11 protein-coding genes and 1 other RNA gene are annotated in these 12916 nt (G+C 69.8%); 3 read left to right on the top strand and 9 right to left on the bottom strand.

The genetic code is table 11. The features are described 5' to 3' along the window. Window positions 1-52 precede the first annotated feature (52 nt). From gcvP to BMY22_RS09945, 9 genes are all read right to left on the bottom strand, one after another. Window positions 53-2926, bottom strand: a complete 2874-nt coding sequence (gene gcvP, locus BMY22_RS09985; RefSeq protein WP_090621640.1) for an aminomethyl-transferring glycine dehydrogenase — start codon at window positions 2924-2926, stop codon at window positions 53-55. Between the two features lie 92 nt (window positions 2927-3018). After that, window positions 3019-3408, bottom strand: coding sequence for a glycine cleavage system protein GcvH (gcvH, locus tag BMY22_RS09980; RefSeq protein WP_090621638.1), 390 nt, complete (start codon window positions 3406-3408; stop codon window positions 3019-3021). A 43-nt stretch (window positions 3409-3451) separates the two neighbouring features. Continuing rightward, a complete protein-coding gene (gene gcvT, locus BMY22_RS09975) occupies window positions 3452-4534 on the bottom strand; it encodes a glycine cleavage system aminomethyltransferase GcvT (RefSeq protein ID WP_090621637.1) in 1083 nt (360 codons plus the stop codon). Window positions 4535-4714: 180 nt separating this feature from the next. Continuing rightward, entirely contained in the window at window positions 4715-6331 is a 1617-nt protein-coding gene (locus BMY22_RS09970) for an ABC transporter permease (protein WP_090621635.1), read from the bottom strand. Between the two features lie 89 nt (window positions 6332-6420). After that, a complete protein-coding gene (locus BMY22_RS09965) occupies window positions 6421-7425 on the bottom strand; it encodes an extracellular solute-binding protein (RefSeq protein ID WP_090621634.1) in 1005 nt (334 codons plus the stop codon). Window positions 7426-7533: 108 nt separating this feature from the next. Next, window positions 7534-8751, bottom strand: coding sequence for a 2-octaprenyl-3-methyl-6-methoxy-1,4-benzoquinol hydroxylase (locus BMY22_RS09960; RefSeq protein ID WP_090621632.1), 1218 nt, complete (start codon window positions 8749-8751; stop codon window positions 7534-7536). 64 nt (window positions 8752-8815) lie between these two features. Then, complete coding sequence (gene ubiH / locus BMY22_RS09955; protein ID WP_090621630.1) at window positions 8816-10003, bottom strand: 2-octaprenyl-6-methoxyphenyl hydroxylase; 1188 nt, start codon at window positions 10001-10003, stop codon at window positions 8816-8818. A 2-nt stretch (window positions 10004-10005) separates the two neighbouring features. After that, a complete protein-coding gene (gene pepP / locus BMY22_RS09950; protein WP_090621629.1) occupies window positions 10006-11340 on the bottom strand; it encodes a Xaa-Pro aminopeptidase in 1335 nt (444 codons plus the stop codon). Window positions 11341-11380: 40 nt separating this feature from the next. Continuing rightward, on the bottom strand, window positions 11381-11935 hold the full coding sequence (locus BMY22_RS09945) for a YecA/YgfB family protein (protein WP_090621627.1): 555 nt from the start codon (window positions 11933-11935) through the stop codon (window positions 11381-11383). Window positions 11936-12123: 188 nt separating this feature from the next. Between BMY22_RS09945 and BMY22_RS09940 the strand changes: the two genes are divergently transcribed. From BMY22_RS09940 to ssrS, 3 genes are all read left to right on the top strand, one after another. Further along, complete coding sequence (locus BMY22_RS09940) at window positions 12124-12333, top strand: TIGR02449 family protein (RefSeq protein WP_090621625.1); 210 nt, start codon at window positions 12124-12126, stop codon at window positions 12331-12333. Next, window positions 12330-12644 (top strand): cell division protein ZapA, encoded by a 315-nt coding sequence (locus BMY22_RS09935; RefSeq protein WP_090621624.1) that lies wholly within the window; start codon window positions 12330-12332, stop codon window positions 12642-12644. Before BMY22_RS09940 ends, BMY22_RS09935 begins: the two co-directional genes overlap by 4 nt. Before the next feature lie 29 nt (window positions 12645-12673). After that, a non-coding RNA gene (gene ssrS / locus BMY22_RS09930) (6S RNA) lies at window positions 12674-12851 on the top strand. Window positions 12852-12916: the final 65 nt, after the last annotated feature.

Here is a 12916-nt window from a genome sequence, read left to right as displayed (position 1 = left end):
GGGCCGCCGGCACGGTACGTCCCGAAGGCGCCCCGGGCGGGCGCCTCCCGGCTCACTCGCGGTAGTCGTCCACCGGTACGCAGGCGCAGAACAGGTTGCGGTCGCCGTAGACGTTGTCCACCCGGTTCACCGTCGGCCAGTACTTGTGGGCGCGGGTGTGGGCGCTCGGCGTCACCGCCTCGTCGCGAGCGTAGGCGCGCTGCCAGTCGCCGAGCACGTCGGCCAGGGTGTGCGGGGCGTGCTTGAGCGGGTTGTCCTCGGCCGGCCATTCGCCGGCCTGGACCTTGGCGATCTCCGCACGGATGCTCAGCATGGCCTCGACGAAGCGATCCAGCTCGTGCAGGGACTCGCTTTCGGTGGGCTCGATCATCAGCGTGCCGGGCACCGGGAAGGACATGGTCGGGGCGTGGAAGCCGTAGTCCATCAGGCGCTTGGCGACGTCCTCCTCGCTGATCCCGGTTTCCGCCTTGAGCGGGCGCAGGTCGAGGATGCACTCGTGGGCGACCCGGCCGTTGCGGCCGCTGTAGAGCACCGGGAAGGCGCCGCCCAGGCGGTGGGCCAGGTAGTTGGCGTTGAGGATCGCCACCTCGGTGGCATCCTTGAGCTGCGGCCCCATCATGGCGATGTACATCCAACTGATCGGCAGGATGCTCGCGCTGCCCCAGGGCGCCGCGCTGACCGCGCCGTTGCCCGGGTTGGGGCCGTCCAGCGGCACCACCGAGTGGTTGGCGACGAAGGGCGCGAGGTGCGCCTTGACGCCGATCGGCCCCATGCCCGGGCCGCCGCCGCCGTGGGGAATGCAGAAGGTCTTGTGCAGGTTCATGTGCGAGACGTCGGCGCCGATGTCCGCCGGACGCGCCAGGCCGACCTGGGCGTTGAGGTTGGCGCCGTCCATGTAGACCTGGCCGCCGTGAGCGTGGATCACCTCGCAGATCTCCCGCACGCCTTCCTCGTAGACGCCGTGGGTCGAGGGATAGGTGAGCATCAGGCAGGACAGCGCGTCGCCGGCCGCCTCGGCCTTGCGCTGGAGGTCGGCAAGATCGACGTTGCCGGACTTGTCGCAGTCGACGATGCGCACCTGCATGCCGACCATCTGCGCCGAGGCCGGGTTGGTGCCGTGGGCCGAGGACGGGATCAGGCAGACGTTGCGCCGGCCCTCACCGCGGCTCAGGTGGTAGCTGCGGATCGCCAGCAGGCCGGCGTACTCGCCCTGGGCGCCGGAGTTGGGCTGCATGCAGATGGCGTCGAAGCCGGTGATCGCGCACAGCCAGGCTTCCAGCTCGTCGATCATCCGGCGGTAGCCCTCGGCCTGCTCGCGCGGCACGAAGGGGTGCAGGTTGGCGAACTCCGGCCAGGTGATGGGCATCATCTGGCTGGTGGCGTTGAGCTTCATGGTGCAGGAGCCGAGCGGGATCATCGCCTGGTTGAGCGCCAGGTCCTTGTTCTCCAGCTGCTTGAGGTAGCGCAGCATCTCGGTTTCGCTGTGGTGGCTGTTGAACACCGGGTGCTGCAGGTAGGCCGAGCTGCGCTGCAGGGCGGCGGGGATGCCCGAGACGGCGGCCTCGTCCAGCGCGGCGAGGTCGAGGCCGTGGTCGGCACCGAGAAAGATCGCCAGCAGCCGCTCGACGGTTTCCGCGCTGCAGGTCTCGTCCAGGCTGACACCGAGCCGGCCGCGACCGAGGATGCGCAGGTTGATCCGCGCCTCCTGGGCGCTCTCGATGATCGCCGTCTGGGCGCCACCGACCTCCAGGGTCAGGGTGTCGAAGAAGTGCTCGTTGAGGCGCTGGATGCCCTTCTGCGCCAGGCCTTCGGCAAGGATCGCGGTCAGCCGGTGGACGCGCCGGGCGATGCGCTTGAGGCCTTCGGGCCCGTGGTAGACGGCGTAGAAGCCGGCGATGTTGGCCAGCAGCACCTGCGAGGTGCAGATGTTCGAGTTGGCCTTCTCGCGGCGGATGTGCTGCTCGCGGGTCTGCAGGGCCATGCGCAGCGCGGTGTTGCCGCGGGCGTCCTTGGACACGCCGATGATCCGTCCGGGCATGGCGCGCTTGTACTCGTCGCGGGTGGCGAAGTAGGCCGCGTGCGGGCCACCGTAGCCCATCGGCACGCCGAAGCGCTGCGCCGAGCCGAGCACCACGTCGGCGCCCAGTTCCCCCGGCGGGGTCAGCACCAGCAGGGCGAGCAGGTCGGCGGCGACGCAGGCGAGCGCCTGCTGGGCGTGCAGCTGCTCGATCGGCTGGCGCAGGTCGCGGATCTCGCCGTGGGTGTCGGGGTACTGCAGGAGGGCGCCGAACACCTCGTGGGCGGCGAGGTTCTCCACGGCATCCACCACCACCTCGAAACCGAAGCCCTCGGCGCGGGTGCGCACCACCGAGAGGGTCTGCGGGTGGCAGTTCTCGTCGACGAAGAAGCGGTTGCTCTTGCTCTTCGCCACGCGGCGGGCCATGGCCATGGCCTCGGCGGCGGCGGTGCCCTCGTCGAGCAGCGAGGCGCTGGCCAGGTCGAGACCGGTGAGGTCGATGGTCAGCTGCTGGAAGTTCAGCAGCGCCTCCAGGCGGCCCTGGGCGATTTCCGGCTGGTAGGGGGTGTAGGCGGTGTACCAGCCGGGATTTTCCAGCACGTTGCGCAGGACCACCGGCGGCGTGACGGTGCCGTGGTAGCCCATGCCGATCAGGCTGGTCCACAGTTCGTTGCGTTCGGCATGGCCCTTGAGCCTGGCCAGGGCGGCCTGCTCGTCCAGCGCCGCCGGCAGCTCCAGGGCGCGGTTCAGGCGGATCGCCGGCGGTACCGTCTGCTCGATCAACTGGTCGCGGCTGGCGAGGCCGAGGCTGGCGAGCATGGTCCGTTGTTCGGCCTCGTCAGGGCCGAGGTGGCGCCGCAGGAAGGCGTCGGGTTGCTGGAGGTGGGCGAGACTGGGGGTCTGGGACATGGCGGTTCTCGGGTAAAAAGACGAAGCCCCGACCAGGGCGAGGCTTCAGGCGTAGAAAGGTTTCCGGCGCCAAGCGCCGGGAGCCCCGACGATCAGGCGTCGGCGGCGCAGGCGGCGGCGTAGCCGGCCGCGTCGAGCAGTTTGTCCAGATCGCCGGCGTTGCTGGGCTTGAGCTTGAAGAACCAGCTGCCGTAGGGATCGCTATTGACCAGCTCGGGGCTGTCGGTCAGTTCTTCGTTGACCGCGATCACCTCGCCGGCGATCGGCGCATAGATGTCCGAGGCGGCCTTCACCGATTCCACCACCCCGGCTTCCTGCTCGGCGGCCAGTTGCTTGCCGATCTCCGGCAGCTCGACGAACACCACGTCGCCCAGGGCGATCTGGGCGTGGTCGGAAATGCCCACGGTGACGGTGCCGTCCGCTTCCAGTCGGGCCCATTCGTGGCTGGCGGCGTAGCGCAGATCGGCGGGAATGTTGCTCATGTCGTGTCCTCGAGTTGGGGGCGAAAGGGCTCGCCCGAAAAATCTAGATCAAAGCCTTGCCGTGGCGGACGAAGTTCGGCCGGACGACGCGGACAGGAAGCCAGCGGCCGCGGATTTCCACCTCGGCGCGCTCGCCGGTGGCCGCCGGCACCCGGGCCAGGGCGATGGACTTGCCGAGCGTCGGCGAGAAGCTGCCGCTGGTGATTTGGCCCTCGCCGATCCCCTCCACCCGCACCACCTGGTGGGCGCGCAGCACGCCGCGCTCCTCCAGCAACAATCCCACCAGTTTAGGCTGGCCACCGGCGCAGCGCTGCGCCTCCACCGCGGCGCGGCCGATGAAGTCGCGCCCGACGGGGTCCCAGGCGATGGTCCAGCCCATGTTCGCGGCCAGCGGCGAGACGCTCTCGTCCATGTCCTGGCCGTAGAGGTTCAGCCCCGCCTCCAGGCGCAGGGTGTCGCGGGCGCCGAGGCCGATGGGCGCGATGCCGGCGCCGACCAGTTCGCTGAAGAAGTCCGGGGCCTGCGCGGCGGGCAGCATGATCTCCAGGCCATCCTCGCCGGTGTAGCCGGTGCGGGCGACGAACCAGTCGCCCTCGGCCATCCCCTCGAACGGCCGGAGTTCGTGGATCAGCGCGGCGCGCGCGCTGGAGACCAGCTCGCCGGTGCGCGCCCGCGCGTGCGGCCCCTGGATAGCGAGCATCGCCAGGTCGCCGCGCTCGCGCAGCTCGACCGCGCAGCCGGCGGCCTGCTCCTGCATCCACGCCAGGTCGCGGGCGCGGGTGCCGGCGTTGAGCACCAGGCGGTAGCCGAAGCCAGTGAGGTAGACGATGAGGTCGTCGATCACCCCGCCGCGCTCGTTGAGCATCGCGCTGTAGAGGGCTTTGCCGGGGGTCTCCAGGTGCGCCACGTCGTTGGCCAGTAGGCGCTGCAGCCAGGCCAGGGCCTGCGGGCCGTGGACGTCCACCACGGTCATGTGGGAAACGTCGAAGACCCCGCAGTCGCGGCGAACCTGGTGATGCTCCTCGACTTGCGAGCCGTAATGCAGAGGCATGTCCCAGCCGCCGAAATCGACGATCTTGGCCCCCAGGGCAAGGTGCTGCCCATGGAGCGGTGTGCGCTGTCCCATCAGTGTTGCTCTCCTTCGGTGCCTGGCGCGATGCGGGTAGGGCGTGAACGCAAAAGGCCTGCGAAGCAGGCCTTTCAACGGTTACAGGGCCTGGAGCGGGCCACGGATGGCGCGCATTGTAGCCGCAAGGGCGAACCAGGTCACGGTGGCGGAAGGTGGGGGGGTCGGACGGCCTGCCCTTCAGCCGGGCTGGCGCGCCGAACGACGGATCAGGCCGATCACCGGCAGCAGCCCGACCAGCACCAGGGTCAGCGCCGGCAGCGCGGCACGGGCCCACTCCCCCTCGCTGGTCATCTCGAAGATGCGCACCGCCAGGGTGTCCCAGCCGAACGGACGCATCAGCAGGGTCGCCGGCATTTCCTTGAGCACGTCGACGAACACCAGCAGGGCGGCGCTCAGGGTGCCGGGCAGCAGCAGCGGCAGGTAGAGCCGCGAGAACAGCTGCGGCCCGCCGACCCCCAGGCTGCGCGCGGCCTCCGGCAGCGACGGGCGGATCCGCGCCAGGCTGCTTTCCAGGGGGCCGAAGGCCACCGCCAGAAAGCGTACCAGGTAGGCCAGCAGCAGGGCCGTCAGGCTGCCCAGCAGCAGCGGCTTGCCGGCCCCGCCGAGCCAGGCGGACAGCGGAATCACCAGCTCCCGGTCGAGATAGCTGAAGGCGAACATGAGGGACACCGCCAGCACCGAGCCCGGCAGGGCATAGCCGAGGTTGGCCAGGCCGACCGCCGCGCCCATCGTCCGGTCCGGCACCAGGCGCCGGGCGAAGGCCAGCAGCATGGCGCAAGCAACGGTGAGCAACGCGGCGCAACCGCCCAGCCAGAGGGTATGCAGGATCAGCCCGGTGTAGCGCTCGTCGAGGTCGAAACGGCCGCGCTGCCAGAACCACGCCAGCAGCTGCGCGAGCGGCACGACGAAGGCGCAGAGAAACACCAGTCCGCACCAGACGCTGGCCGCCGCCGCCTTGGCGCCGCGCAGCCGGTACAGCGCCCGGCCGCGCGGGCGCTCGGTGCTCGGCCGCGGCACGCCGCGGGCGCGACGCTCGCCGTAGACCACCAGCATCACCGCCAAGAGCAGCAGGCTGGCCAGCTGGGTGGCGGACGACAGGCTGTAGAAGCCGTACCAGGTCTTGTAGATGGCGGTGGTGAAGGTGTCGTAGTTGAACACCGAGACGGCGCCGAAGTCGGCCAGGGTCTCCATCGTCGCCAGCGCCAGGCCGGCGCCGATCGCCGGCCGCGCCATCGGCAGCGCGACGCGCCAGAAGGCCTGCCAGGGCGACTGGCCGAGGGCCCGCGCGGCCTCCATCAGACCCTTGCCCTGGGCCAGGAAGGCGCTGCGTGCGAGCAGGTAGACGTAGGGGTAGAAGACCAGCACCAGGACCAGGATCACCCCGCCGGTGGAGCGCACCCGCGGCAGGCGCAGGCCGCTGCCGAACCATTCGCGCAAGAGGCTCTGCACCGGCCCGGCGAAGTCCAGCAGGCCGACGAAGACGAAGGCCAGCACATAGGCGGGAATCGCGAAGGGCAGCATCAGCGCCCAGTCCAGCCAGCGCCGGCCGGGAAACTCGCAGAGGCTGGTCAGCCAGGCCAGGCTCACCCCGAGCAGGGTGACGCCAGTGCCGACGCCGAGCAGCAGGGTCAGGGTGTTGCCGAGCAGGCGCGGCATCTGGGTATCCCACAGATGCTTCCAGATTTCGCCGTCCACGCTGTGCCAGGAGAGCGCCAGCACGCCGAGGGGCAGCAGCACCAGAGCGGCGATGGCGAAGACGACGGGATACCAGCGGCGCTGGAGGGAATGGGACACGACGGCTCCCCGCAACACGGAAAATAAGACGGGCCGCCGGCGGAGCGCTCCGCCTGCGGCCCGGAGTCGGCAGCCTCGGAGCGCTCCGGTCAGTTCCAGCCGGCGCGGTCCATCAGGCGGATCGCCTCGGCCTGGCGCTTGCCGGCGACCTCGACCGGCACGCTGTCGGCCTTGAAGCTGCCCCATGCGGCGACTTCCGCGGACGGTGCCACCTGCGGGTTGGCGGGGTATTCCTGGTTGAGGTCGGCCAGCAGGCGCTGGGCCTTCTCGCCGGTCATCCATTCCAGGAGCCTCTGCGCGGCCTGCGAATGCGGGGCGTACTTGGTCACCCCGGCGCCGGAGAGGTTGACGTGCACGCCGCGATCGGCCTGGTTCGGCCAGAAGGGCTTCACCTTCAAACCCGGGTTCTGCTTGTGCAGGCGGCCGTAGTAGTAGGTGTTGGCGATGCCCACGTCGCACTGGCCGGCGTCGATGGCCTGTAGCAGGGCGGTGTCGTCGGCGAACACGTCGGTGGCCAGGTTGTTCACCCAGCCCTTGACGATCTGCTCGGCCTGCTTCTCGCCGTGGACCTCGATCAGGGTGGCGGTCAGCGACTGGTTGTAGACCTTCTTGCTGGTGCGCAGGCACAGCCGGCCTTCCCAGTGCTCGTCGGCCAGGGCCTCGTAGGTGGAGAGTTCTTCCGGCTTGACCCGCTCGGTGGAGTAGAAGATGGTCCGCGCGCGCAGCGACAGGCCGTTCCAGGCGCCGCCGGCGGAGCGGTATTGCGGCGGGATGTTGGCCTTGATCGTCGCGGAGTCCAGCGGGCGCAGCACGCCCTCCTGCTCGGCCTGCCAGAGGTTGCCGGCGTCCACGGTGATCAGCAGGTCGGCCGGGGTGTTCTTCCCTTCGGCCTTGAGGCGGGCCAGCAGCGGGGCTTCCTTGTCGGTGATGAACTTCACCTTGACCCCGGTTTCGGCGGTATAGGCATCGAAGACCGGCTTGATCAGCTCGTCGATCCGCGCCGAATAGACCACGACCTCGTCATCGGCGGCCGGTGCGGCGCCGGAGAACGCGCCCAGGACCAGAACGGCGAGAATGCGCTTGCTTGCCTGCATGGAACCCACCTCGTTCGGATTTGTCCTCGCGAATAGTAGTAACTAGCATTTAGCTTCACAACTCGCCAGATGTCGCGCGGTATGTCGCGGACAGGGTGGGCTCGGGTCTCAGGTCCGCGCCAGTTCGGGTAGGTCGCCGCTCAGCCCGAGGGCTTGGCGGACGAACAGCGCCTTGCCCGCGGGCAACTCGTCCATCCACTTCAGGCCGGCGTTGCGCAGCCAGCGCAGCGGCAGCGGATCGGCCTGGAACAGCCGCTCGAAGCCCTCCATCGCCGCCATCATCGCCAGATTGTGGGGCATCCGCCGGCGCTCGAAACGGCTCAGCACGCGCAGCTCGGCCAGCCGCTCGCCGCGCGCGTGGGCATGCCGCAGCACCTCGGCCAGGGTGGCGGCATCGAGAAAGCCGAGGTTGACGCCCTGTCCCGCCAGCGGATGGATGACGTGGGCGGCATCGCCGATCAGCGCCAGGCCGGGCTCGACGTAGCGCCGGGCATGGCGCTGGCGCAGCGGGATGCACAGCCGCGGGTCGACCTCCAGCACCGCGCCGAGCCGCCACTCGAAGGCCGCGCCCAAGGCCTTGGCGAAGTCCGCGTCGTCCAGCTTCATCAGCCGCTCGGCCTGCTCCGGGGTGGTCGACCAGACGATCGAGCACCAGTGGCGGTCGCCGTCCCGCTCCAGCGGCAGGAAGGCCAGCGGGCCGTCGTCGGTGAAGCGCTGCCAGGCGGTGCGGCGGTGCGCTTCGGCGCAGCGCACGCTGGTGACAATGGCGTGGTGCAGGTAGTCCCACTCGCGGGTGGCGCAGCCGGCCAAGTGGCGGATCGTCGAGTTGGCGCCGTCGGCGGCGACCAGCAGCGGCGCGCGCAGCTGGCGGCCGTCGCCGAGGCTGACCAGCCAGCCGTCGCCGGAGCGGCGCAGGCCGTCCAGGCGCACCGCCGGCAGCAGCCCGATCCCGCTGCCGGCCAGGCGTTCGAGCAGGGCGTCCTGCACCACGCGGTTCTCGACGATATGACCGAGCACCTCGGCATGCACGCTGGCCGCGGCAAAGTGGATCTGCCCGGTACCGGAGCCGTCCCACACGCGCATCTCGCCGTAGGGGCCGGCGCGCCGGGCGCGGATGCCCTCCCAGGCGCCGAGGCGCTCGAGAATCCGCTGGCTGGCGGCGGACAGCGCGCTGACCCGCGGCTCGAAGGGGGCGTCAGGGCGCCAGGGCGCCACCTCGAGCGGCCCGCGGTCGAGCAGGAGGATGTCCAGGCCGCTGTCCTGCAGGGCCAGCGCCAGGGCGCTGCCGACCATTCCGGCGCCGACGATGATCAGATCCGCGTGCATGCTTTCCTCAATTGGCAAGGGGCGTCCAACCCGGCCCGCCGTTCTTCGATGATCCCGGCCGGCCTCAGGCCTGCGCACGGGTGCCGAGCCCCATGGCCTGGCGGGCGAACCAGCGCTTGGCCGGCGGCAGCAGGTCGAGGCCGAGCAGGCCGAGACTGCGCCCGTCGGCGAGCAGCGGCGTGGCCGTGGCGAACAACCGGGTGACCCGGTCGGAGAAGCCCACGGTCAGTTGCTGGTCGAGCCGCTGGCGGGCCTGGTAACGCAGCAGGGTGGCGAAGTCGCCGGGCTCGGCCGGACTCTCCAGCAGCTCCTCGGCCAGGCACAGGGTGTCGCGCAGGGACAGGTTGTAGCCCTGGCCGGCGATCGGGTGCAGGCTGTGGGCGGCATTGCCGAGCAGGACCAGATGGGGCCGCACCTGCTCCTCGGCCTCGACCAGCGTCAGCGCGTAGGGATGGCGGGCGCCCAGTTGGCGGAAGGCGCCGAGCCGGTAGCCGAACTGCCGCTGCAGCTCGTCGAGGAACGACCGCTCGTCGAGCGCCAGGAGCCTCCCGGCATCGCCCGCCGGGCGGGTCCAGACCAGCGCGCAGCGGTTCTCCGCCAGCGGCAGCAGGGCCAGCGGGCCGTCCTGGGTGAAACGCTCGAAGGCCCGGCCGCGGTGCGGCTCGCTGGGCGTGAGGTTGGCGATCAGGGCGGTCTGCCCGTAGGGCTGGCGGTGGACATGGATGCCGAGCTGCTCGCGCAGGTCGGAGCGGCCGCCGTCGGCGAGCACCGCCAGGGCACAGTCGAGGTGGCTGTCGTCGTCCAGCTGCAGCCGGTAGCCGTCGGCCAGCGGGGTCATCCGCTGCACCTCGGCCGGGCAGCGCCAGACGACCACCTCGGGGTCCAGCGCCTGCCACAGGCACTCGCCGAGCCAGGCGTTCTCCACCACGTAGCCGAGCGCCGGCACACCCTCCTCCTCCGCCTGCAGACACGCGCTGCCGAAGCGGCCCCGCTCGGAGACCTGGATCTGCAGGATCGGTTCGGCCCGGCGGGCGATCGCCGGCCACAAACCGAGGCGCTCGTAGATCCGCCGGGTGCCGAAGGACAGCGCCGAGGAGCGCGCGTCGTAGCTCGGCTGATAGCCCTCGCCGGGGGCGTGGGGCTCGATCAGCACGATCCGCCAGCCGCGCGCCTTGGCGCCCTCCTGCAGGGCCAGGGCCAGGCTGGCGCCGACCAGGCCGCCGCCGACGATCGCCAGTTCCACCCGCGCCATGCTCAGGCCACCCGCCCGCGCGCAGCGACCATCAGCGCCTCGATCTCGGCGACGCTCTTGGGCACGCCGCCGGTGAGGATCTCGTAGCCGCCTTCGGTGACCACCACGTCGTCCTCGATGCGCACGCCGATACCGCGCCAGCGGCTGTCGACCTTGTCGTTGTCCGGAGCGATGTAGATGCCCGGCTCGACGGTCATCGCCATGCCCGGCTCAAGCAGCCGCCACTGGCCGTCGACCTTGTAGTCGCCGACGTCGTGCACGTCCATGCCCAGCCAGTGGCCGGCACGGTGCATGTAGAAGGGCTTGTAGGCTTCCTGCTTGATCAGCTCGTCGACGTTGCCCCGCAGCAGGCCCAGCTCCACCAGCCCGGCAACGATCACCCGCACCGTGGCCTCGTGGGCCTCGTTCCAGTACCGGCCGGGGGCGATGTGGTTGAAGGCCTCCAGGTTGGCGGCCAGCACCAGCTCGTAGATGGCCTTCTGCTCGGGCGAGAAGCGGCCGTTGGCCGGGAAGGTACGGGTGATGTCGCTGGCGTAGCAGTCGATCTCGCAGCCGGCGTCGATCAGCACCAGGTCGCCGTCGCGCAGCGGCCGGTCGTTCTCCCGGTAGTGCAGGATGCAGGCGTTGCGCCCGCCGGCGACGATCGAGCCGTAGGCCGGCATCTTCGCCCCGCCCTTGCGAAACTCGTAGTCCAGCTCGGCCTCCAGGTGGTATTCGCACAGCCCCGGACGGCTGGCCTGCATGGCGCGCACGTGGGCGCGGGCGGAGATGGCCGCGGCCTCGCGCATCACCGCCACTTCGGCAGCGCTCTTGTACAGGCGCATCTCGTGCAGCAGGTGGTCGAGGGCGACGAACTCGCTCGGCGGCTGCGCGCCCTGGCGGGCCTTGGAACGGATGGTCTTGATCCACTCCATCAGCCGGTGGTCGAACGCCTCGTTGCTGCCGATCGCGTAGTAGACGCGGCCGCGCCCCTCGATCAGGCCCGGCAGGATGTCGTCGATGTCGGCGATGGGGAAGGCGTCGTCCGCGCCGTAGTCGCGCACCGCCCCCTCCTGGCCGGCGCGCAGGCCGTCCCAGAGTTCGCGCTCGGGGTCGCGCTCGCGGCAGAAGAGCACATATTCGCCATGTTCGCGGCCGGGAATCAGGGCGATCACCGCCTCCGGCTCGGGGAAGCCCGAGAGGTACTGGAAGTCGCTGTCCTGGCGGTACTGGTGCTCCACATCGCGATTGCGGATATACACCGGCGCCGCCGGCAGGATGGCGATGCTGTTGGGCTCCATCTGCGCCATCAGCGCCTTGCGCCGGCAGGCGTACTCCGACTTCGGGATGCAGGTCATGTACAACTCCTCAGTTGACTGGCAAAGGGCCTCGGCGCTTCTAGTGCACGGACGGCTTGGGCGCCGGCGCGACCGGCCGGGCGCATTCGGCGAACAGCAGGAGCGGCGCGACCCGGAGGTATTCCATGACCTCCATGTAATCGCCCTCGCCCTCCTCGGATTCCTCCAGCGAGTCCTGCACCTGGGCGATGGCGGCGAGATCCTGCAGCACCTCCACGGCCTCCGCGCTCAGCGGAGTGTCGCGGGCGGTCAGGCCGAAACCGCCGAGAAAGCCCTGGCACCAATGCCCCAAGGCGACGGCACGCTCGGCCAGCGGCGCCTCGTCGGAGGGCAGCAGCAGGACCACCGCGACCTCGCCGCCGGCCAGCTCGCCCTTGACCATCTCCTGCAGGCCGACCAGCGCCTGGCGCACGTTGTCCGGGATCTGGCTGCCGAGCAGGTCGGCGGCATCGGTCAGCCAGGCGTCGACCTCGAAACCGGCGCCGGCGCAGCTGCGACCGAGCAGCAGGCCGTGCAGCTCCGCCGGAGAGACATCCCGACCGGTCGTGGCCAGCAGGGCGGAGAAAGCCGCATAGGGGGATTTATCGGTGGACATATCGGACTCGGTTTCCCCGTTCGCCCGGCCTGGCCGCGCCTTGCGAAAGCGGCGGCGGCTATAGGCGCCACGGGGAGCAAATGACTAGAATGTGATCGCGTATCCTAGCACCGGCGGATGCGCCAAGACCATCGAAGCGCGCTGCCGCGGCCTCGAGTTCCGCTCATTCGCAGAAGAACGAAGGTGCTATGGAAGAAGACGACCTGCAAGCCCTCGCCCGCCAGCTGGAACTGCTGATCCAACGTCTCGAGCAGATCAAGGCCCACAACCGGTTCCTCCTGGCGAATGAAAAGGCCTGGCGAGAAGAACGCGCCCACCTCATCGAAAAGAACGAAATCGCCAGGCGCAAGGTCGAATCGATGATTTCACGTCTGAAAGCCCTGGAGCAGGACTCATGAGCCAGCCGCACACCATCTCCGTCCATATCCTCGACAAGGACTACTGCATCGCCTGCCCACCGGAAGAGCGGGCCAACCTGGAAAGCGCCGCCCGCTATCTCGATGGTAAAATGCGGGAAATACGCTCCAGCGGCAAGGTTATCGGCGCCGATCGCGTGGCGGTGATGGCCGCGCTCAACATCACCCACGACCTGCTGCACAAGCAGGAACGCCTGGACCTGCAGGCCAGCTCGACCCGCGAACAGGTCCGCACCCTGCTCGAGCGGGTCGACCGCGCCCTGACCAACAATCCGGATGAGCTGACGACCTGATCCCCTTTCGCTTCGGGTATACTGGCGACCACTCCCTGGTGTGTACGCCAGTCGGCCACGTCCCTCTCCCGATACGCAAAACTTCGGAGGCTGTACGTGTGACCCGTGTGCATGTCCGCCTGACGGAAAGCCTTAAAGTCATCGTCAGTCGCCACCTTGAACTTTCGGGTTCAAGGGGCAAGCCGGCAGCGGCACTTCGGGGAGCCCGCTTTCTGCGCTTGCCGCACCGCAGCGAATCCTTCAGGATCGCTGCCCATCCATTCCCGACACCC

Source organism: Azotobacter beijerinckii (assembly GCF_900110885.1).
Lineage (GTDB): Bacteria > Pseudomonadota > Gammaproteobacteria > Pseudomonadales > Pseudomonadaceae > Azotobacter > Azotobacter beijerinckii.
The sequence above is the reverse complement of the archived record's forward strand: the minus strand, read 5'-3'. Positions and strand labels throughout refer to the sequence as shown.

Coding starts and splice junctions, on each gene's coding strand:
- gcvP (WP_090621640.1), bottom strand. CDS start 2,926: ATGTCCCAGACCCCCAGTCTCGCCCACCTCCAGCAACCCGACGCCTTC.
- gcvH (WP_090621638.1), bottom strand. CDS start 3,408: ATGAGCAACATTCCCGCCGATCTGCGCTACGCCGCCAGCCACGAATGG.
- gcvT (WP_090621637.1), bottom strand. CDS start 4,534: ATGGGACAGCGCACACCGCTCCATGGGCAGCACCTTGCCCTGGGGGCC.
- BMY22_RS09965 (WP_090621634.1), bottom strand. CDS start 7,425: ATGCAGGCAAGCAAGCGCATTCTCGCCGTTCTGGTCCTGGGCGCGTTC.
- BMY22_RS09960 (WP_090621632.1), bottom strand. CDS start 8,751: ATGCACGCGGATCTGATCATCGTCGGCGCCGGAATGGTCGGCAGCGCC.
- ubiH (WP_090621630.1), bottom strand. CDS start 10,003: ATGGCGCGGGTGGAACTGGCGATCGTCGGCGGCGGCCTGGTCGGCGCC.
- pepP (WP_090621629.1), bottom strand. CDS start 11,340: ATGACCTGCATCCCGAAGTCGGAGTACGCCTGCCGGCGCAAGGCGCTG.
- BMY22_RS09945 (WP_090621627.1), bottom strand. CDS start 11,935: ATGTCCACCGATAAATCCCCCTATGCGGCTTTCTCCGCCCTGCTGGCC.
- BMY22_RS09940 (WP_090621625.1), top strand. CDS start 12,124: ATGGAAGAAGACGACCTGCAAGCCCTCGCCCGCCAGCTGGAACTGCTG.
- BMY22_RS09935 (WP_090621624.1), top strand. CDS start 12,330: ATGAGCCAGCCGCACACCATCTCCGTCCATATCCTCGACAAGGACTAC.